The sequence below is a fragment of the Streptomyces sp. WP-1 genome (assembly GCF_030450125.1).
In the GTDB taxonomy this organism is placed as follows: domain Bacteria; phylum Actinomycetota; class Actinomycetes; order Streptomycetales; family Streptomycetaceae; genus Streptomyces; species Streptomyces incarnatus.
The window spans coordinates 6,362,138-6,378,386 of record NZ_CP123923.1 but is presented as its reverse complement, the minus strand read 5'-3'; the positions used below and the strand labels follow the sequence as shown (position 1 = coordinate 6,378,386).

The window sequence follows — 16,249 nt, the reverse complement described above, 5'->3', positions numbered from 1 at the left end:
GGAATCGGGTGCCGGGGTCCCTTATGGCGATTCATCCGGAATGTTCTTAGATTGATGGTCATGTGCGCCGACATCAGCCCGTTCCGGATCGGGATTCCACAGGCCGACCTCGATGATCTGCGGGCGCGTCTGGCCCGTACCCGTTCGCCGTACCCGGTGCCCGGAGCCGCGTCGGAGTGGGATCACGGCATCCCATCCAGCTACCTTCACGGCCTGGCCGCCTATTGGGCGGACGGTTTCGACTGGCGGGCCCACGAGGCCCGGCTGAACACCTTCCCGCAGTTCCTGACCGAGATCGACGGGCAGACCATCCATTTCCTGCACCTGCGCTCCCCGGAACCGGACGCCACGCCGCTGTTGCTCAACCACAGTTATCCGACGTCGTTCGTGGAGTTCCTGGAAGCGAGCGGACCGCTGACCGACCCGCGCGCGCACGGCGGAGATCCGGCAGACGCGTTTCATCTCGTCATTCCCTCGCTGCCGGGCTTCGTCTTCTCCAGCCCGCTCTCGGCGCGCGGCTGGAACCTGGAGCGCACCGCCCTGGCCTTCGGGGAGCTGATGACCCGACTGGGCTATGAGCGCTTCGGTGTCGAGGGCGGCGATCTGGGGGCCGGTGTGACCGGACGAGCGGCCACGCTGATGCCCGAGCGGATCATCGGCGCTCACACCCATGGTGACCGGCTCCAGCTCGGCATGGCCGGCGAGGATCTGCCCGTGCCGGCGGGCCTGAGCCAGGAGGAGCAGGCCGGGCTCCAAGCGGCGCAGCGCAGATGGGCGCAGATGAAGGGCTACAAGGTGCTGCACTCGACCGCGCCCAACGCCCTCTCGGCGGGCCTGACCGACTCGCCGATCCTCCAGCTGGCCTGGATCGCCGAGAAGTTCGCGCAATGGGCCAACCCCGCCACACCGATCAGCCGCGATAACGTCCTGATCACCGCCAGCCTCTACTGGTTCACCCGGACCGGACCCGCGGCGGCCGACTTCTACTGGGAACTGGCCCACGCCGACAACCCCGGCTGGGACAGTCCTTCCGATGTCCCCATGGCCTCCTCCCTGTTCTACAGCGACCCGCTGGTCCGCAAGGTTCTCGGCCCCGGCGACGACAGTGCCGTCTTCTTCCGGGAACACACCGAAGGCGGGCACTTTCCGGCATTCGAGGTTCCCGACCTGTTCGTCGACGACATCCGCGCCTTCTTCCGAACCCTTCGCATCTGACACAACGTCCCTCTGCCATGGCCGCGATGGGTGCGGCCGTGATCCGTCCGAAGGCGGTCTGACAGAACGCGGAGAACGTGGAGAACCGCCTGTAACTGGCTGCGGGATACAGATATTTTCGACCACACGCATCGCACTGCTTCTGCTTCTGCTTCTGCTTCTGCTTCTGCTTCTGCTTCTGCTTCTGCTTCTGCTTCTGCTTGCACTGTTTCCGGGGGGGGGAAACACCGTGAAGACCACGCGTATCACCGCACTCGCCGCCATCGGCCTCGTCGTCGGCTTCCTCGTCCTCGGGCGGGGGCTCGCAGTCGCAGGGCGGCTCGGGGTCAGGCTCCGGCGGGTCGGCGGCCGGTGGGGCGGCGTCGTCCTCCGGTGGTGCGAACGGCGGGACGGCGTCCGGGGGCAACGTCACGTTCTGCAAGACGGCGAACCTGGCCATCGACGCCGCCGACGCCTCGCCCGACAAGACGTCCGGCAGGATCGACATCACCATGGTCAACCGGGGTTCGGTCACCTGCTCGGCGACGGGCTTCGCGGGCGTCGACATCAAGGACGCCGACCACACCTCCAGCCCCGTCGACCGCGGGTCCGCCCAGCCGCGTATCACCGTCCTGAAGCCCGGTGACGCCGCCGTCTTCGACATCGCCTACGACATCGACTCCAGCGGCAAGAGCCTCACGTCCCCGACCGGCATCCTGGTGACGCCCCCGAACGAGACCCACACCGTGGACCTGAAGTGGCCCGCGGGCGCGGGGCCGGTCAAGGGCTCCTCCATCGGTGTCCGGGTCTACCCGACGCACAACAAGTAGGGGCGGCCACCGTCGGGCCCCGCCCATAGGATCACCGGCATGGCGCTGCGACCCGTCCAGGTGAACATCAAGGCCCTCGGCGGTCGGCCGGTTCTGGGCGGCGGCGCTCGGGTGGAGCGCGTACCACTCCGGTGCGACCACCTACGTCGGGCCCGCGGGCGGCCTCGTCCGGCCGGACCCGGTCGTCGTCGGCATCGATGTCGTGCCCGTCCCGGAGCCCAAGCCGGCGGTGAAGAACCGCACGCACCTCGATCTCGCCACCACCTCCCCGGCCCATCAGGCGGACCTGGTCGCACGCCTGACAGAGCTTGGCGCGACACCCGTCGACGTGGGGCAGGGCGAGGTGCCGTGGCGGTGCCTCGCCGACCCGGAGGGCAATGAGTTCTGCGTGCTGGAGCCCCGGGAGGTCTACCGGGACACCGGGCCGGTCGCCGCGGTGGTGGTGGACTGCGCCGAGCCGCGCGCCATGGCCCGGTTCTGGGGCGCGGCGACGGACTGGACCGCGCACAGGGTGACCGGCGATCTCGCGGTGCTGCGCTCCCCCGAGGGCACCGGCCCCTACCTCGAATTCCTCCGCACGCCCGACGCGAGGACCGCCCCGGACCGCGTCCGCCTCGACCTGCTGCCGCGTCCCGGTGACGACAAGGAGGCGGAGGTGGCCCGGCTGCGGGCCCTCGGCGCCACCGGCATCGGCCTCGGCCTCGGCCAGGGCGACGTCCCGTGGATCTGTCTGACGGACCCGGAGGGTCACGAGTTCCGCGTGCTCGCCCGGCCCTGACCCGCCGATCACTCCCCGGCCGCCACCCGCGGCGACGCCCCCGGCAGCATGATCCAGCGGGACACCACGAAGGTGATCGGGATCGCCGCCGCGGAGGCGAGCAGGGGGGCGAAGCGGCTGCCGGCGTGCAGGACGTCCACGATCACGTACACGCCCACCGTGGTGATCACGAAATTCGCGGCGTTGGTCAGCGGGAACAGCAGGAATTTACGCCAGGTCGGGCGGATGCGGTAGGTGAACCGGGCGTTGAGGAAAAAGGAACCGACCATGCTGAGCGCGAAGGCGAGAACATGCGCGGCGAGATAGGGCAGCCAGGTGAGGAAGAGCAGGTAAAGGCCGTAGTAGACGGCCGTGTTGAGCACGCCGACCACGGCGAAGGTGATGATCTGTCGCGCTATCAAGGAATGAGATCTTTCGTCCGTTCCACATTGGTCGCCTTCACCAGGAAGTGCGGGCGGCCCTTCACCTCGTAGTAGATGCGGCCGGTGTACTCCCCGATCACTCCCAGCATGACCATCTGCACACCGGCGAGGGCGGTGACCGCGGTGATGATGGTGACATATCCGGGCGTCTGCACACCGTGCAGCAGCGCGGCGACCACGATCCAGGCGGTGTAGAGACCGGCGCACAGCAGCAGGCTGATGCCGAGCCAGAGGGCGGCGCGCAGCGGACGGTTGTTGAAGGAGAGGACGCCGTCGAGGCCGTAGTCGAGCAGTCCGCGCAGGTTCCAGGAGCTGCTGCCGGCCTCGCGCGCGGCGTTCTCGTACGCGAAAGTGGTGCTGGGGAAGCCGACCCAGGCGAACAGGCCCTTGGAGAAGCGGTTGTACTCGGTCAGGCCGAGCACCGCGTCGACCACCCGGCGGGAGAGCAGCCTGAAGTCCCCCACGCCGTCCAGGAGTTCGACGTCGACCAGACGGTTGACGAGGCGGTAGTAGAGGCGGGCGGTGAGGGTGCGGGTGAGGCGGTCGCCGGTGCGGGTGCGGCGGGCGATGACCTGGTCGTAGCCCTGTTCGCGCAGCCGGACCATGCGGGCGATCAGCTCGGGCGGGTGCTGGAGGTCGGCGTCCATGACGACGACCGAGTCCCCAGAGGCGTGCCGCAGCCCGGCCAACAGGGCTGCTTCCTTGCCGAAGTTGCGGCTGAAGGAGACGTAGCGCACCCGCTGGTCGCGGGTGGCGAGGCGTTCGAGGACGGCGAGGGTGCGGTCGCGGCTGCCGTCGTCGACGTACACGAACTCCATGTCGTGGCCGAGCGGCAGCAGTTCGTCGGCGATCCTCTGGACGGCCTCGTGGAAGCGTTCCAGGACGTCTTCCTCGTTGTAGCAGGGCGCGACGATCGATATCAGCATGGCGGATGTCCCCCAGGGGCGCGGTCGGATCGCGGTCAGGGTGCGGCTGTCACGCGCTCGCGCGGTGCCGGTGGTGTGGTCGGGGCGGGTGTCGGGGCACGTCGGCGGCGGACGGCGGTCGCGGCGGTGAGCAGCAGGAGCGCCGCGAGCGAGGCGAGGCCGACGGCCGTGCCCAGCCGGAGGCCGGGCGGGTGGAAGGTGCAGGTCAGGCTGGTCTCGGTGCCGTCCAGGGGGACGGCGATCAGTCCGTGGTACTGCCGGGCGGGGCGGGCCGGGCCGTCCCCGGCGGCGCAGCGCCAGCCGGCGATGCGGGGCGCGGCGAGGACGGCAAGTCCCCTGCTCCCCGGGCGCAGTTGGGCGCGTACGGTGTTGTCGGAGACGGTGACCGAGGTGGCGCCGGTGGCCTTGAGGCGGGCGGCGGCGGCACGCAGCCGGGCCGTGTCCAGGCAGCCGACGGCGCCGGGCGGGACGCGGCCGGGCCGGTCGGGGACCAGGTCGATCCGGATGCGCCCGGAGGCGGGGGCGCGGCCCAGCGGCTCCATGGCGGCCAGGGCGCGCCCGTGGTCGTAGTGGAACGGGGCGGCGCTCGCCGTGCCCCCGGCGAGCCGCGCGGTGCCGGAGAACCGCGGGGCGGCCAGGTACACCTGGGTGCCGGCCGGGCAGCGGGCGCTGATCGTCGGCCCGGTCAGCGCGTTCCCGGGGCCGACCCGGCGGCCGGGTGCGGGGGCCGCGTCGTCGCCCCGCACGGTGATGGGGGGCACGGTGTAGACGCGGCTGCCGAGCAGCAGTTCCTGGTTGCGGTACGGCGAGGAGCCGTAGGGCGCCTCGTCGGGGTGGGTCCGCACGGTCACCAGGGGCGGCACGTCCCGCCGGGTGACGGTCGGCGCGGCGGTGTCCTCGGGCAGGTGGGTCTGGTGCGGGTCGGGCGGGCTGTGCACCCGGGCGCCGACGGAGAAGAGCACGTCGGTGACGGCGTTGTCGAGGCTCTGCACGCCCCGGCCGCCCGAGGTCCAGCCGCCGCCGAGGGCGGTGAGGGTGCGGGAGAGGACGTCGGAGGTCAGGCTGCTGTAGTAGGCGGCGCCCTGGCCGCCGACCGCCAACGGGTCGTTGGCGACGGTCTGTTCGCGGCCGGGGTCGGTGCGGTAGCGGGGCCAGCCGTCGGCGCGGGCGATCGCGGCGGCCTGGAGTCGCTGCCGCTCGCCCCAGGGCGCGTAGTCGTCGAGGTGCTTGAGGCGCAGCCCGCTCGCCACGGCGGCGCTGGCGGCGCTCTCCCCCGCCTGCGCGCCGAGCAGCACCAGCACGGCCAGTACGGCGAGCCGCCCCCGCTGACCGCTGCGGCGCAGCAGGACAAGCCCGGTGAGCGCCCCGGCGACGCCGAGCAGCAGCACGGGCCAGGTGTGCGCGTGGACCAGGTTCGTGCGGCTCGCGGCGGCGACGGCCAGGGCGAGCAGGGACCCGGCCGCGCCGAGGGCGGGCAGTCCTGGCGGGCCGTACGACAGCGCGTGCCAGGCGGCGATGACCAGCAGCCCGCACAGCACGAAGCTCTGCCGGTAGGAGCTGCCCTGCGGGACGGCGAAGGCGTGCCAGGCCAGGCTGGTGGGCGCCCATTGCAGGGAGAGGGTGACCGCGAGCACCAGCGCGGTCCAGCCGGCGCGGACACGGCCGGGGACGGCCCGGTGGAAGGGCAGGGCGAGGGCGAGGAGCAGGGCGGTGGTGCCGACGTAGAGCGCCGGGGAGCTGTAGTCGTAGGTCGCCGGGAGCAGCCGGGCCAGCAGGTTCTCGGCCGGTGCCGGATGAAAACGGGCGAGGCGGCCCGGGTAGGCGTGCCTGGTGCCCAGGTAGACGACGGTCAGCAGCGGGGCGGCGAGGCCCATGCCGAGGACGACGGTGCGTACGGCGCGGCCGGCGGCGGCGAGGGCCTGCCGGCGCGGTGGGGCGGCGAGCAACAGCCTCAGCAGCAGCACGAGTCCGGCGCCGAGGGTGGCCATGTAGGCGGTGTAGAAGTTGGCGCTCCAGGCGAGCGCGACGACCAGCACCCCGAGGACCCGGCGCCGTCCGGCGAGGGCCCACTCGCCGGTCAGGCAGAGCAGTGGCAGCGCGATCAGCCCGTCGAGCCACATCGGGTTGTAGTCCGCCGCGAGGGTCCAGCCGCACAGCGCGTATGACGCCCCGAGCAGTCCCGCCGCCCACCAGCGGCCGGGCCGCAGCCGGAGCAGCAGCCAGGCCATGGCGGCCGCGGCGCTCGCGATCTTCAGGACGGTGATCACGTAGACCGCGAGGTCGATCCGGTCGCGCGGGAAGAGCGCGACGAGCGGTGCGAACGGGCTGGAGAGATAGGTGCCGAAGTCCGGCAGGAAGCTGGAGCCGTACCCGGACTGCCAGTTGACCAGCAGCCCGCCGTCGGCCCTGCCGTGCAGCAGGTCCCAGAGGTGGGCGTGCAGGGGCACGTACTGATTGCCCAGGTCGTTGACGCCCCGGGTGCGGGAGCCGAAGGGGTAGTCGCCGGCCAGCAGATCACCGGCGCACAGTGCCACGGCCGCCACGAGGGCGGCGAGTGCCGCGGCGGCCCGGCGCCCCGCACCCGGCACGGTCGAACGGTCCATCGGTCGGCAGACCCCCCAGTGAATTCACCTTGGATTTCGCCAACCTAGACGGGACAGCATTCCGATCGGTTGTGCCCTCAACCGAAGTTGATGCGTTTCACGGCGGACATCACCGGAAATTCGACGAGTTGATGTCCGGCCGGGAAACTCGACCTTTCCCGCACGTTATTCACAGGTGTTTTCGAGGTTCCCGTAAGTGGCATGCGGTGGTGGGGCCGTGACGGGCACAGGTCAAGGTTTCCGGGCGGCGGAGTACCGGCGGTGAGCGCCCGCTCACTCGAAGCGGTGGATCATCCACGTCCCGGGGCGTTCCAGCGGGGTGAAGCCGAGCCGCTCGTAGACCCCGTGCGCGTCCTCGGTGGCGAGCAGGATGCGGCGCACACCGAACGACGCGAGGTGGTCGCGGACACCGGCGACGAAGGCGGTGCCCACGCCCTTGCCGCGCACCGAGCGGTCGACGTACACATCGGCGAGCCAGGCGAACAGCGCCCGGTCGGTGACCCCGCGCGCATAGGCGACCTGCGCGCCGGAGGCCGTGTCGTAGACCCCGAAGTTGATCGAGGACGCCATGGCCTCCTCGTGCTTCCGGCGGGTGCGGCCGCTCGCCCAGTAGGCGTCGGTCGACAGCCAGCGGTGGACCAGGTTGACATCGACGCGGGCGGTGTCGGTGGAGAACTCGTAGCCGTCGGGGAGCCGGGATGCGTCACTCATCCCGCGATCGTCGCAGGCCCGCGGCGCGGAGGCGATCCGTCAACCCCCCTTCGGCGCATCAGAGTTGCGCTACAGCAGCTCGTCGCACGCCGCCCGCAGCCGCCGTACCCCCTCGGTGATCTCCCCGAGGCCCGCCACCGCCGCGAAGCTCAACCGGACGTAGGGCGCGGGGGGTTCGGCGCTGAAGTAGGGGCGGCCCGGGGTGAGGGCCACGCCCGCGCGCAGGGCGGCGGCGCTGAACGCGTCGTCGTCGGTGCCCTCGGGCAGCCGGGCCCACAGGTGGTAGCCGCCGGACGGGATGTGCGGCAGGGCGAGTTCGGGCAGCCGCAGCGCGAGCGCGCCCGTCATGGCGTCCCGGCGCTCCTTCAACTCCCCCGACAACGCGCGCAGATGGCGGGGCCAGGCGGGTGAGCCGACGAGTTCGAGCGCGGCCTCCTGGAGCGGGCGGGGCACGAAGAAGGAGTCCACCACCTGGATGGCGCGCAGCCGTTCGAGCACCGGGCCGTGCGCGGCGAGCGCGCTCACCCGGAAGCTGGGCGAGGTCGCCTTGGTCAGCGAGCCGACGTGCACCACCACGCCGTCGGGGTCGTCGGCGGCCAGCGGGCGGGGCAGCGGTCCCGCGTCGGCGTGCACGAGGCGTCGTACGAAGTCGTCCTCCACCACGAAGGCGCCGGCCGCGCGGGCGACGCCCAGTACCTCGGCGCGCCGGGCGGGGGCGAGGACCGCGCCGGTCGGGTTCTGGAAGAGCGGCTGGCAGACGAACACCCGGGCACCGGTGGCCCGGAAGGCGTCCGCGAGCAGTTCGGGCCGTACGCCGTCGCGGTCCACCGGCACCGGGACCGGGCGCAGGCCGCCCGCGCGGGCGAGGGCCAGCATGCCGGGGTAGGTGGGCGACTCGACGAGCACCGGGGCGCCGGGCGGGGCGAGCGCGCGCAGGGCGGTGGCCAGCGCGGACTGGCCGCCCGCCGCGATCAGCACCTCGGCCGCGGTGACCGCGCCGCCGATCTCCCGCGCGAACCACTCGCGCAGCTCCGGCAGCCCCTCCAGCGGCGGCCGCCCCCAGGCGCCGGGCCGCCGCCCCGCGCGGGCGAGCGCCGCCGCCATGGCCCGCTCGGGCTGGAGCGAGGGGTGCGGGTAGCCGCCGTTGAACTCCAGCACCCCGGGCGGCGGGGCGGCGAGCGAGACGGTGACCCCGGTGGCGTCCACCGTGCGCGGCACGAGGTCGGCGGCGCCGTCGGCGCTCAGCGCGACCTCCTGCCAGGAGGTGTCCCCGGCCGGCGCCTCGGGGGTGCGCGGGCGGGCCCGGAAGGCGCCCGCGCCGGGCCGGGTGAGGACCAGCCCCTCGGCGGCCAGCTGGGCGAGCGCCCGGGAGACGGTCACCGGGCTCACCCGGAACCGCTCGACCAGTGCCCGGCTCGACGGCAGCTTTCCACCCGGCGAGTAGCGGTCCAGCTCCCTCCGGAGCTGTTCCGCCAGTTCTCCCACGCTGCTACGCTCTTGCATGAAGACACAGAGTAGCGCTACTGAGGCCGGCCCGATAGCGGTCACCGCTCCCGGGCCGGAGCACCGGACGCTCGGCACCGCGCTCGCCGCCCTCGGCGTCGCCGCCTTCTCCCTCACCTTCCCGGCCACCGCCTGGGGCCTGGAGGGCTTCGGCCCCTGGACGCTGGTGACCGTGCGCAGCGCCCTGGCCGCCCTGGTCGCGGGCGGCGCCCTGCTGGCCCTGAAGGTGCGGCCGCCCGAGCGGCGCCACCTGCGCGGCCTCGCCGTCGTCGCGCTCGGCGTGGTTCTCGGCTTCCCGACGCTGACGACGCTGGCGCTGCGCACCTCCACCACCGCGCACGCGGCCGTCGTGGTGGGCCTGCTGCCGCTGACCACGGCCGTCTGCTCCGCGCTGCGCACCGGCCACCGCCCCTCGCGCCGGTTCTGGTGCGCGGCGGTGGCGGGCGCGGTGGCGGTGCTCACGTTCACGGTCGTGCAGAGCGGCGGCGCGCTCACCGCGGCCGACGGCTGTCTGTTCGCGGCCCTGCTGGTGTGCGCCGCCGGGTACACCGAGGGCGGGCTGCTGGCCCGGGTGATGCCGGGCTGGCAGGTCATCGGCTGGGCGCTGGTGCTGTGCCTGCCGCTGACGCTGCCGGCCGCCGCGCTGGCGCTGTCGTACGAGCCGTACCGGGTGACCGCGCACGGGATCGCCGGTCTGCTCTGGGTGGCGCTGGGTTCGCAGTTCCTCGGACTGGTCGTCTGGTACCGGGGGATGGCGGCCATCGGGGTGCCCAGGGCGAGCCAGTTGCAGTTGGCTCAGCCCCTGCTCACACTGGTGTGGTCGGCGCTGCTGCTGGGCGAACACTTCACGGCGGCCGCTCCCCTGACCGCCGTCGTCGTGCTCGTGTGCATCGCCGTCACCCAGCGGTCGTGATCGTTGAGGAGGGCCTGGAGATGCGCGCAGCCAAGGGCGACCGGCTTGTCCAGCACGGCAGGGTGGTCGGCCAGCACGACCAGGAGTCCGAAGTCGTCGAGGTGATGGGGCAGGAGGGCAGTCCGCCCTACCGGGTCCGTTTCACCGACGGGCACGAGGCGATCATGTCGCCGGGGCCCGACTGCCAGGTCAAGCACAAGGAGGACGGGCCCGGCTAGCGCGGTGGGCTCGCCGGTCGCGCGTAGTGGTCCGCGACCACGCGGCGCATCGCCCCGATCGGATCGTTCGCCATGTCCGCGGCGGCGAAGAAGATGTGCCCGCCCACCTGCGGACGGCGGGCGGCGAGGGTGAGGTGCCGGGTCAGCTCCGCCGGGTCCTGCCAGGCCGCGGGGCGGCCGTCCACGCCGGACGCCCCGGCCCGGTACAAGGCCTCGCCGATGTAGAGCCGCGTCCCGGTGCCCTCGGCGGTGCGCGCCCACCAGTCCAGCAGCGTCTCGTAGTCCGCGCCGCTCGCGCCGATCTCCCAGTACAGCTGGGGCGCGATGTAGTCGATCCGGTTCTCGCGGACCCAGGTACGGGTGTCCGCGTACAGATCGTCGTACGTCTGCGCGCCCGCGTCCGTGTCGGAGCCGCGCGGGTCGGTCGACGCGTTGCGCCACACCCCGAAGGGGCTGATCCCGAACCGGGTGCCGGGCCGCACCCGCCGGATGCCCGCCGCCATCTCCGTGACCAGCCGGTCGATGTTGTCCCTGCGCCAGTCGGCCCGGTCGGTGAAGGAGCCCCGGTGGCGCGCGTACGCGTCGTCGTCCGCGAAGGTCTCGCCGTCCTCGGGATACGGGTAGAAGTAGTCGTCGAAGTGGACGGCGTCCACGGGGTAGCGGGCGACCGCGTCGAGCATCGCCCGCTGGACGAAGGCGCGCACCTCGGGCAGGCCCGGGTTGTAGTAGAGCTTGCCGCCGTACGGCACCGCCCAGTCGGGGTGGACGCGCGCCGGGTGGGTGGCGGCGAGCAGGCCCGGGTCGGTGTGGTTCGCGATCCGGTACGGGTTGAACCAGGCGTGCAGTTGGAGGCCCCGGACGTGGGCCTCGCGCACGGCGGTGCCCAGCGGGTCCCAGCCGGGGTCGCGGCCCTGGGTGCCGGTGAGGAAGCGGGACCAGGGCTCGTACGGCGAGGGCCACAGCGCGTCGGCGGTGGGCCGCACCTGGAGCAGCACGGTGTTCAGCCGGTTGCGCACCGCCCGGTCGAGGTGGGCGATCAGCTCCTTCCGCTGCGCGGCGGCGCTCAGGCCGGGGCGCGAGGGCCAGTCCCGGTTCTCGACGGTGGCCACCCACACGCCCCGCATCTCGGTGGCCGCGCGGGCGCCGGGCGCGCCGGTGGCGCCCTTGGGTCCGGCCTTCCTGACGGGCGGCTCGATCCGCGCGGTGCCGGTCGTCGCCGCACCGCATCCGGTCATGGTCAGCGCCGACAGCGTCGCCAGGGCGAGGTCCCGGCGCGAGAGGGGTCCCATCGGTCACTTTCCTTCACGTTCCGGATCCGTTCGGTCACGGATCGTCTCCGTGGCCAAGAATGCCCGCACCCAGACGATCGATCATCGATACTTCGCGGTAACGTGCACGATCGGAGCAGGCGCCGGAACCCGGAGGTCTGCCAGCCAAGCCGGAGAACAGCGAAGGGGACGATGTGACAGGCATCCCATCGGGCGATATCGCGCGCGTCGGAGTCGTGGGCTGCGGCCAGATGGGCGCGGGCATCGCCGAGGTGTGCGCCCGCGCGGGTCTGGACGTGAGGGTCGCCGAGACCACCGGCGAGGCCCTGGAGATCGGCCGTACCCGGCTGCACAACTCCCTGTCCAAGGCGGCCGAGCGCGGCAAGATCTCCGCGGAGGAGCGGGACGCCACCCAGGCGCGGCTCAGCTTCACCACGGACCTCGGCGAGTTCGCCGACCGCGACCTCGTGATCGAGGCGGTCGTGGAGAGCGAGGCCGTGAAGACGGAGATCTTCCAGGTCCTCGACCAGGTGGTGACCCGGCCGGACGCGATCCTGGCCTCGAACACCTCCTCCATCCCGCTGGTGAAGCTCGCGGTCGCCACCTCGCGCCCGGACCATGTCGTCGGCATCCACTTCTTCAACCCGGCCCCGGTGCAGAGCCTGGTCGAGCTGATCCCCGCGCTGACCACCTCCGAGGGCACCCTCAGCCGCGCCCAGGCGTTCGCCGAGAAGGTGCTCGGCAAGCACGCGATCCGCGCCCAGGACCGCTCCGGCTTCGTGGTGAACGCGCTGCTCGTGCCCTATCTGCTCTCCGCGATCCGGATGTTCGAGTCGGGCATCGCGAGCCGCGAGGACATCGACAACGGCATGGAGATGGGCTGCGCCCACCCGATGGGCCCGCTGAAGCTGTCCGACCTGATCGGCCTGGACACCATCGTCTCCATCGCCAACTCGATGTACGCCGAGTACAAGGAGCCGCTGTACGCCGCTCCCCCGCTGCTCCAGCGCATGGTCGAGGCGGGCCGGCTCGGCCGCAAGACCGGCTCGGGCTTCTACACCTACGGCTGATCACGCTCAGCTACCAACAGACGTGCCCGGCACCGGATTCGGTGCCGGGCACATCCGTTTCACACACCGTGTGCGCGCCGGGCCCGCAGACGCGCGGCGCACACGCTCCCCACGCGACCACCAGGCGAGTTCACTTTCATGCGCATGCAAGGGGGTGCGGAACCCCCCATTCGACTACGGAAAGGAGTGGACCCTTGACCGGCGATCCGGAGCATCCCGTGGTCCATGGAGAACTCGCAGAGTTACGGCGCCGACTGGACGTGGCCTACGCCCGGGTCGAGGGCGGACTCGCGCTGCTCGGCCATCGCACCGAGGAGACCGCCAAGGAGCTGGACGAGCTGAACTCCCGTATGGTCTCGCTGGAACACGCGCGCTGGCCGCTGTCCTCGCTCGCCGCGCTGACCGCGCTCGGCGCGCTCGTGGTGACCATCTGGTCGGCCCTGCGCGCCCATTAGCCCTCGGCCGGACGGCCTTCGGCGCGTCAGCCCTCGGCGAGCCTGAGGTGGTGCAGCAGCAGTAACGCGGCCGCCATGTTGGCGGCCGGGACCTCCCCACGGGCGATCAGGTCGGGGACGAGCTTGAGGGGCACCCACTCCCGGCGGTCCGACTCGAAGTCGTCCACGGGGTGCCCGAGGTACTCGCCCCGGTCGGACCAGTAGATGTGGTGCCGGGCGTCGGTGAGGCCGTTGGACGGCTCCACCGTCATCAGGTGGTGCAGGGGCCCCGGCCGCCAGCCGGTCTCCTCCTCCAGTTCCCTGGCGGCCGCGCTCGCGATGTCCTCGCCGTCCTCGACGACACCCGCGGGCAGTTCCCAGCCCCAGCTGTCGGTGATGAAGCGGTGCCGCCACAGCAGCAGGACCTCGTTGGCCTCGTTGACGACCGTGGCGACGGCCACCGGGCGCATCCGGATGAGGAAGTGGTCCAGATGCCGGCCGTCGGGCAGCTCGACATCTGCGAGATTGACGCTGAACCAGCGGTTTTCATACACCGTTTGTTCGTTCTGTTTCGTCCACTGCACGGTTCTGCCACCTTTCGGGGGGTAGGTGGCAATATCGCAGCAGCGGCCGTGCGCCCACAGGGCGCCTACAGGGGCACGCGCAGCGCCCCGTCGATGAGTTCGGCGGCCTCGTTGGTGCCGGGCGAGCCGCAGCGCGCCAGATGTTCGCGCACCGCGCGCAGCCGGTCGCGCAGCCGCTGGGACTCCATGCCGCGCGCCTGCTCGGCCATCTGCACGGCGGTGACCACGGCCTTCTCCGCGTTGCCCTGGCGCAGTTCGATGGTGCTGAGCATGGCCAGCCGGTGCACCCGGCCCCGGTCGTGGGCCGGGTTGTCCACGGCCGCCGCCGCGTGCTCCCGGGCGGCGGCGAGTTCACCCAGGCTGAGCAGCGCCTCGGCGACCTGCACATTGACCAGGCCGGGCTGCACATAGCCGGTCTCGTCCGGTTCATGGCCGCGCCGGATGCGCTCGGCGGCGCTCTCCGCGCGCCGGATGCAGGCGAGCGCGCTGCCCGCGTCGCCCAGATGCGCGTACGCCTTGGCCTGCATCGCGTACAGGTCGGAGGCGAGGGCGGGGGTGATGTGCCGGCCTGCGGTGCGCAGCGCGGCCTCCGCGAAGGCCACCGCCTGCCGGAACTCCCGCATGAACAGGGACTGGTTGACCAGCAGCGCTATCACGTAGGCGCCGAGTCCCCGGTCACCGCTGGCCTTCGCGAGGCGCAGCGCCTGGTGGAAGTAGCGCTGCGCGAGTCCGTGCGCGTCCGAGTCGTACGCGCAGATCCCGGCGACGGCGACCAGCCCGCCGGTGGCGCGGTGCAGTTGGCGGCCGGTGGCGTCGGTGTAGCTGCCGCGCAGCAGGGGGGCCGCCTCGGCGTTGAGGAAGCCGACGATCCGGGCGCGGGTCGCGATGCCGCCGGCCTTGCGGTACATCTGCTCGTAGTGGGCGCGGGCCGCGCGCAGCGTCTCGATGTCGGCCGCCGTGACCTGGTGTCTGCCGCCCCGGGAGACATCGGTGTCCTCCGGCGGGTTCTCCCACTCCCAGACGGGCATCACGGCGGGGGTGCCGGTGACGGCCGGGGCGCCCAGCACATGGGGGCGCTGCTGTTCGTCGGAGCGCCACAGGGCGGTGGCCCGCTCCACGAAGCCGGACAGGGTGCCGGCGGAGGTGGCGCCGGGCCGGCCGGGCACGCCGAGGCCGATGTCGTCCAGGGTGACGGGGCGGTGCAGTCGGGCGGCCAGTACCTCGCAGATCAGGTCGGGCACCTGGCCGCGCGGCCGCTGGCCCTTCAACCACCGTGCCACGGCGGTGTGTTCGTAGCGGAGCGCGAGGCCCCGGCGGCGCCCTGCCTGGTTCACATGGGCGGCGAGACCGGCGTGCGAGATCCCCGCCTCGTCCAGGATGGCGTCAAGGAGAGTGTTGGGCTGCATGGGTGAACCCCCGAGTGCCTGATGCCGTTCAGCGTAGTGGCCCTGCCTTCACACGGGGTGTGAACCGAATGCCCGCATCCGGGGCGTGCACGCGCTGTCGCGGAGCGTGGCCGGGCCGCTTCACTGGTGGTCCTCCTCGAGAGGCCCGCCGGGCCATCGGCTCCCCCTCCGACAGCGGTGGTCCGGCGGGAACCATCAGCCGCGCGTGCTGGTGGCCGGGCGGGCCGGTTCCCGCGCCCTCGGCGCCGGTCCCCGCTCGTTGCGCAGCACCAGCAGGGCCACGTCGTCGGTGGGGGTGCCGCCGGTGTGCCGCAGCAGGGCGGCGAAGAGGGCCCGCAACACCCGCTGGGGCGAGGCGGGTTGGTCCCGTACGGCGGTGCGCAGCGCGTCGGGCAGGGCGAAGAACCGGCCCCGGGCGTCCCGGGCGTCCTCGGCGCCGTCGGTGAACAGGACCAGCGACTCAGCGGGGCGCAACGGCTCGCAGCGGTGCGGGGCGAGGTCCGCCGGGAGCGGGAACGGGCCGAGCGGCGGCAGCGGTTCGGCGCGGGTCAGGGGTTCGACGGCGGTGCCGGTGAGCCGATAGGGCCAGGGATGCCCGCAGTTGAGGGCGCCGAGCGTGCCGTCCCGGCCGATCTCCAGCAGCAGGACGGTGACGAACTCCTCGGCGACGGGGTGGCCGAGGTCCGCGGCGCACCCGGTCGAGGGGTGTTCGGCGCGGGCCCGGTCCCGCAGATGCCGGGCGAGCGCCCGCTCCAGTCGGCGCAGCACGCCGTCGAGCCGGGCCTCGTCATGGGCGGCCTCGCGGAAGCTGCCGAGGAGGGCGGCGACGGTGCCGAGGGCGTCCAGACCGTGTCCGCGCACGTCCCCCATCACCACCCGCACCCCGTGCTCGGTGGCGATGGCCTCGTACAGATCGCCGCCGACGCTCGCGCCCCGGTCGGCGGACAACTGGGCGGCGGCGACACCGAGTCCGTCGAGCCGCGGGGGCGGCGGCCGCAGGACGACGCCCTGCGCGACCCGCGCCGCCCGCCGCGCGAGCCGCAGCTCCCGCAGCAGGGCGCGCCGTACATGGACCAGCAGCCCGATGCCCACGCCGAAGAACACGACGCTGGCGGCGATACGCGCGCCGAGCCGCTCCTGGGTGGCGAGCGGGCAGCCGAACTTGTAGGCGACCGCGAGCGCGCCCCAGAGCGTGGGGAGCACGGCGCCACGCGCGGTGGGTGCCCGTGCCTTGATGCGGATCATGCCTCTGTCCCCCATGGAGAGTCCCTGACAGAGCAGACGGACCGGCCCCGAAAGACCGGTCCGATTCTGTCGACGCCATGGCCCGGGAGGACCGGGTCACCTCCGATGACCACTCGAACGAGTGAGAAAGCGCAGGTGGGAGTG

Annotated in this window: 16 protein-coding genes and 1 pseudogene; 8 read left to right on the top strand and 9 right to left on the bottom strand. The window is 72.7% G+C overall.

Features of this window, described 5'->3' with window-relative positions; all coding sequences use genetic code 11:
- Nucleotides 1-60 precede the first annotated feature (60 nt).
- The 4 genes and pseudogenes from QHG49_RS28275 to QHG49_RS34190 all read left to right on the top strand — a co-directional run bounded on the left by QHG49_RS28275 (nucleotide 61) and on the right by QHG49_RS34190 (nucleotide 2,802).
- Nucleotides 61-1,215, top strand: coding sequence for an epoxide hydrolase family protein (locus QHG49_RS28275; RefSeq protein ID WP_370530516.1), 1,155 nt, complete (start codon nucleotides 61-63; stop codon nucleotides 1,213-1,215).
- Between the two features lie 431 nt (nucleotides 1,216-1,646).
- A complete protein-coding gene (locus QHG49_RS28270) occupies nucleotides 1,647-2,024 on the top strand; it encodes a DUF4232 domain-containing protein (protein ID WP_370530589.1) in 378 nt (125 codons plus the stop codon).
- A 127-nt stretch (nucleotides 2,025-2,151) separates the two neighbouring features.
- Nucleotides 2,152-2,358: pseudogene (locus QHG49_RS34195) on the top strand (VOC family protein); the annotation flags it as partial.
- A 132-nt stretch (nucleotides 2,359-2,490) separates the two neighbouring features.
- A complete protein-coding gene (locus tag QHG49_RS34190; RefSeq protein WP_370530588.1) occupies nucleotides 2,491-2,802 on the top strand; it encodes a VOC family protein in 312 nt (103 codons plus the stop codon).
- 8 nt (nucleotides 2,803-2,810) lie between these two features.
- Here the strand turns inward: QHG49_RS34190 and QHG49_RS28260 are convergent, their stop codons facing one another.
- The 5 genes from QHG49_RS28260 to QHG49_RS28240 all read right to left on the bottom strand — a co-directional run bounded on the left by QHG49_RS28260 (nucleotide 2,811) and on the right by QHG49_RS28240 (nucleotide 8,967).
- The gene (locus QHG49_RS28260; RefSeq protein ID WP_145483811.1) at nucleotides 2,811-3,203 is read right to left on the bottom strand and encodes a GtrA family protein; all 393 of its coding nucleotides are present in this window, start codon (nucleotides 3,201-3,203) and stop codon (nucleotides 2,811-2,813) included.
- Nucleotides 3,200-4,150: a glycosyltransferase family 2 protein gene (locus tag QHG49_RS28255; RefSeq protein WP_159699804.1), complete on the bottom strand. Its 951-nt coding sequence runs from the start codon at nucleotides 4,148-4,150 to the stop codon at nucleotides 3,200-3,202. Before QHG49_RS28255 ends, QHG49_RS28260 begins: the two co-directional genes overlap by 4 nt.
- A 35-nt stretch (nucleotides 4,151-4,185) precedes the next feature.
- Nucleotides 4,186-6,753, bottom strand: coding sequence for a YfhO family protein (locus QHG49_RS28250; RefSeq protein ID WP_301491716.1), 2,568 nt, complete (start codon nucleotides 6,751-6,753; stop codon nucleotides 4,186-4,188).
- A 273-nt stretch (nucleotides 6,754-7,026) separates the two neighbouring features.
- Nucleotides 7,027-7,464, bottom strand: coding sequence for a GNAT family N-acetyltransferase (locus tag QHG49_RS28245; protein WP_145483803.1), 438 nt, complete (start codon nucleotides 7,462-7,464; stop codon nucleotides 7,027-7,029).
- A gap of 69 nt (nucleotides 7,465-7,533) precedes the next feature.
- Nucleotides 7,534-8,967 carry a PLP-dependent aminotransferase family protein gene (locus tag QHG49_RS28240; RefSeq protein WP_301491715.1) on the bottom strand — a complete coding sequence of 478 codons (1,434 nt, stop codon included), beginning with the start codon at nucleotides 8,965-8,967 and terminating at the stop codon, nucleotides 7,534-7,536.
- Here QHG49_RS28240 and QHG49_RS28235 point away from each other — a divergent pair.
- A complete protein-coding gene (locus QHG49_RS28235) occupies nucleotides 8,966-9,880 on the top strand; it encodes a DMT family transporter (RefSeq protein WP_301491714.1) in 915 nt (304 codons plus the stop codon). The genes QHG49_RS28240 and QHG49_RS28235 overlap by 2 nt on opposite strands.
- A gap of 20 nt (nucleotides 9,881-9,900) precedes the next feature.
- Nucleotides 9,901-10,098: a DUF1918 domain-containing protein gene (locus QHG49_RS28230; protein ID WP_145484125.1), complete on the top strand. Its 198-nt coding sequence runs from the start codon at nucleotides 9,901-9,903 to the stop codon at nucleotides 10,096-10,098.
- Here QHG49_RS28230 and QHG49_RS28225 read toward each other — a convergent pair.
- On the bottom strand, nucleotides 10,095-11,387 hold the full coding sequence (locus QHG49_RS28225) for a glycoside hydrolase family 10 protein (protein ID WP_301491713.1): 1,293 nt from the start codon (nucleotides 11,385-11,387) through the stop codon (nucleotides 10,095-10,097). The genes QHG49_RS28230 and QHG49_RS28225 overlap by 4 nt on opposite strands.
- A 173-nt stretch (nucleotides 11,388-11,560) precedes the next feature.
- Here QHG49_RS28225 and QHG49_RS28220 point away from each other — a divergent pair, with 173 nt between their 5' ends.
- Nucleotides 11,561-12,436 carry a 3-hydroxybutyryl-CoA dehydrogenase gene (locus tag QHG49_RS28220; protein ID WP_145483794.1) on the top strand — a complete coding sequence of 292 codons (876 nt, stop codon included), beginning with the start codon at nucleotides 11,561-11,563 and terminating at the stop codon, nucleotides 12,434-12,436.
- 194 nt (nucleotides 12,437-12,630) lie between these two features.
- On the top strand, nucleotides 12,631-12,891 hold the full coding sequence (locus QHG49_RS28215; protein ID WP_145483791.1) for a hypothetical protein: 261 nt from the start codon (nucleotides 12,631-12,633) through the stop codon (nucleotides 12,889-12,891).
- Nucleotides 12,892-12,917: 26 nt separating this feature from the next.
- Here QHG49_RS28215 and QHG49_RS28210 read toward each other — a convergent pair whose 3' ends face one another.
- The 3 genes from QHG49_RS28210 to QHG49_RS28200 all read right to left on the bottom strand — a co-directional run bounded on the left by QHG49_RS28210 (nucleotide 12,918) and on the right by QHG49_RS28200 (nucleotide 16,105).
- Entirely contained in the window at nucleotides 12,918-13,454 is a 537-nt protein-coding gene (locus QHG49_RS28210; protein ID WP_186337802.1) for an NUDIX hydrolase, read from the bottom strand.
- 65 nt (nucleotides 13,455-13,519) lie between these two features.
- The gene (locus tag QHG49_RS28205; RefSeq protein ID WP_301491712.1) at nucleotides 13,520-14,860 is read right to left on the bottom strand and encodes a transcriptional regulator; all 1,341 of its coding nucleotides are present in this window, start codon (nucleotides 14,858-14,860) and stop codon (nucleotides 13,520-13,522) included.
- Nucleotides 14,861-15,055: 195 nt separating this feature from the next.
- Nucleotides 15,056-16,105 (bottom strand): PP2C family protein-serine/threonine phosphatase, encoded by a 1,050-nt coding sequence (locus QHG49_RS28200; RefSeq protein ID WP_145484124.1) that lies wholly within the window; start codon nucleotides 16,103-16,105, stop codon nucleotides 15,056-15,058.
- Nucleotides 16,106-16,249 lie beyond the last annotated feature (144 nt).

Excerpts from the sequence above, each read along its gene's own strand:
- QHG49_RS28275 (WP_370530516.1), top strand. The coding sequence starts at position 61 with ATGTGCGCCGACATCAGCCCGTTCCGGATCGGGATTCCACAGGCCGAC.
- QHG49_RS34190 (WP_370530588.1), top strand. The coding sequence starts at position 2,491 with ATGGCCCGGTTCTGGGGCGCGGCGACGGACTGGACCGCGCACAGGGTG.
- QHG49_RS28255 (WP_159699804.1), bottom strand. The coding sequence starts at position 4,150 with ATGCTGATATCGATCGTCGCGCCCTGCTACAACGAGGAAGACGTCCTG.
- QHG49_RS28250 (WP_301491716.1), bottom strand. The coding sequence starts at position 6,753 with ATGGACCGTTCGACCGTGCCGGGTGCGGGGCGCCGGGCCGCCGCGGCA.
- QHG49_RS28245 (WP_145483803.1), bottom strand. The coding sequence starts at position 7,464 with ATGAGTGACGCATCCCGGCTCCCCGACGGCTACGAGTTCTCCACCGAC.
- QHG49_RS28235 (WP_301491714.1), top strand. The coding sequence starts at position 8,966 with ATGAAGACACAGAGTAGCGCTACTGAGGCCGGCCCGATAGCGGTCACC.
- QHG49_RS28240 (WP_301491715.1), bottom strand. The coding sequence starts at position 8,967 with ATGCAAGAGCGTAGCAGCGTGGGAGAACTGGCGGAACAGCTCCGGAGG.
- QHG49_RS28230 (WP_145484125.1), top strand. The coding sequence starts at position 9,901 with ATGCGCGCAGCCAAGGGCGACCGGCTTGTCCAGCACGGCAGGGTGGTC.
- QHG49_RS28225 (WP_301491713.1), bottom strand. The coding sequence starts at position 11,387 with ATGGGACCCCTCTCGCGCCGGGACCTCGCCCTGGCGACGCTGTCGGCG.
- QHG49_RS28205 (WP_301491712.1), bottom strand. The coding sequence starts at position 14,860 with ATGCAGCCCAACACTCTCCTTGACGCCATCCTGGACGAGGCGGGGATC.
- QHG49_RS28200 (WP_145484124.1), bottom strand. The coding sequence starts at position 16,105 with ATGATCCGCATCAAGGCACGGGCACCCACCGCGCGTGGCGCCGTGCTC.